This window comes from Pedobacter changchengzhani, assembly GCF_004354365.1.
Taxonomy (GTDB): Bacteria; Bacteroidota; Bacteroidia; order Sphingobacteriales; family Sphingobacteriaceae; genus Pedobacter; species Pedobacter changchengzhani.
Map to the genome: position 1 here is coordinate 1 of NZ_SJCY01000028.1, position 2,054 is coordinate 2,054.

Sequence of the window (2,054 nt, forward strand, 5' to 3'; positions counted from 1 at the left end):
TCCTACCGTGAGCTGATACGCTCCCTTTACCCCTTTTTGGTACGTGGGTGCAAACGTAAAACCCAGTATGGTAAAATTTACGGGTTTTACTATTCCGCTCTTCGCTACGTTTACTTTCAGCTTTAGGCGTCTTACCAAGTACTTGGTGATTGCTTTGCTTATCAGTTTCGCATCAGAGGGAAGCCTGCAATAGATACTGAAATCATCGGCATAGCGTACAAATTTTAGCTTTCTGCTTTCCAGTTCTTTATCCAGCTCGTTGAGCAGGATATTGGAAAGTAAGGGGCTTAAAGGACTGCCCTGCGGTACTCCTTTTCTTCGTTTTACTAATCTACCTTTGACCTGTATCGGCGCACGCAACGATTTACGGATTAACCGTAGGGTAACGGGACATTTAACCTTTTGGTAAATCAGGTTTAGCAGGAGGCAATGGTCTACCTCATCGAAAAATGTTTCAAGGTCGATGGCCACGATGTGGCTATAACCCTCATGAATATTGCTCAGTGCTTCCCCTACCGCTGTTCTAGCGTTCTTGTAGGGTCGAAAACCATAGCTGTTTTCATGGAAATCATATTCGAATTTTGGCGTCAGAACTTGCAATACGGCTTGTTGCAGAAATCGGTCTACAACCGTAGGGATGCCCAGTAAGCGAAGTTTCCCTCCGCCTTTGGGTATTTCTACACCTAAAATTGATTGTGGCAGATAGTTATTTCCCTTTACCGTTGCCAGTAGTGCTTGCTTATGGTTGTGTACATAGGCTTTTAGTTCGGTGGTTTTTAAGCAATCGATACCTGCACTCCCTTTGTTGGCGATTACTTGTTGTAGTGCCTTTTGGAGGTTTTGGGGACGTAATACCTGTTCAATCAATTCTTTCAAGCTTTTGTTTTACATTTTGTTCTTCCTGTTCCGCTTTTACAGGGCTATGGCCTGCGCCATTCCGTTGTAAATTAAGAACCAGTTTACGTTCGGTCCTTCCTTGTTTGTGAGACCATGTATCGTTTGCTGATACCTCGTTGCTCCAAGTAATATGACCTCTGCTGACTTCTTTACATAACCAGCTCGTAGTTGTAAAGACCTCCCTCGGTAAGGCAAATACCCTTCAGTCTACGCCTGCTGGATCTACATCGTTGAGCTTTTGTAATCGTAGGACTTCGGTGTGCTGTGCAACCTCATCCCTGCCATTTCTGCATAAATTTTCAAAACGTTATAAGGCATTTTAACCTGACAAATCGCAAAAGAATAAAAATCAAATGTTTCACTTTAGGTAAACTTTATTTATCTTTACTTCGTGGGACAAAATCAAAAGCATAGAAAAATCATCTTTTTCAAGAATTACTTTCAAGACTTTTTCGACAAACAGTCAAAGAAGGTAAAAGCCAAGATTGTTTGGACTTTTGATTTGGTCGAAGATTTACAAAGAGTTCCTGAAACATATTTAAAGCATTTAGAAAACACTAACGGACTTTATGAAATCAGGGTTCAAACAGGAAATGATATTTTTCGCATTTTTTGTTTTTTCGACAAAGGACAATTAGTTGTTCTCGCTAATGGCTTTCAAAAGAAAACTCAGAAAACACCAAAGAAAGAAATCGAACAGGCACTTAGAATAAAAGCTGAATATGAAAACAGAAAATAATGACTTGATAACTCTTGAAGAGTTTAAAGAAAAAAATTATGGTAAACGTGGAACGACCAAACGTGATGAACTTGAGGCTGGATATGAAAACTTTAAAATCGGCGTTTTAATTCATGACACAAGAATTGAAATGGGAATGACACAAGAACAACTTGCAGAAAAAGTTGGAACGACCAAATCTTATATTTCTAAAATTGAGAATGACATAAAAGAGGCTCGTATCTCTACACTTCAAAAAATCGTCAAACTTGGTTTTGGTGGACAATTAGAACTTTCAATAAAGCTTTAAAAAAAGAAAATCGAGTAGGTAAAGGGGAATTTCACCCCTAAACCTCTCACAGAACCGTACGTGATACTCTCGCATCATACGGCTCTTCATAATTCAAGTCTTTTAAGGTCTGAAGCCTTCGTAATGCCA

3 protein-coding genes are annotated in these 2,054 nt (G+C 39.4%); 2 read left to right on the top strand and 1 reads right to left on the bottom strand.

The window, feature by feature from the left end; all coding sequences use genetic code 11:
- Window positions 1–876: reverse transcriptase domain-containing protein (locus tag EZJ43_RS16920; RefSeq protein WP_243718127.1), on the bottom strand; the 876-nt coding region annotated here is incomplete at its 3' end.
- 412 nt (window positions 877–1,288) lie between these two features.
- Here EZJ43_RS16920 and EZJ43_RS16925 point away from each other — a divergent pair.
- Together EZJ43_RS16925 and EZJ43_RS16930 are read left to right on the top strand one after the other, a co-directional pair.
- On the top strand, window positions 1,289–1,636 hold the full coding sequence (locus EZJ43_RS16925; protein WP_133263901.1) for a type II toxin-antitoxin system RelE/ParE family toxin: 348 nt from the start codon (window positions 1,289–1,291) through the stop codon (window positions 1,634–1,636).
- The gene (locus EZJ43_RS16930) at window positions 1,620–1,925 is read left to right on the top strand and encodes a helix-turn-helix domain-containing protein (RefSeq protein WP_133263902.1); all 306 of its coding nucleotides are present in this window, start codon (window positions 1,620–1,622) and stop codon (window positions 1,923–1,925) included. Before EZJ43_RS16925 ends, EZJ43_RS16930 begins: the two co-directional genes overlap by 17 nt.
- Window positions 1,926–2,054 lie beyond the last annotated feature (129 nt).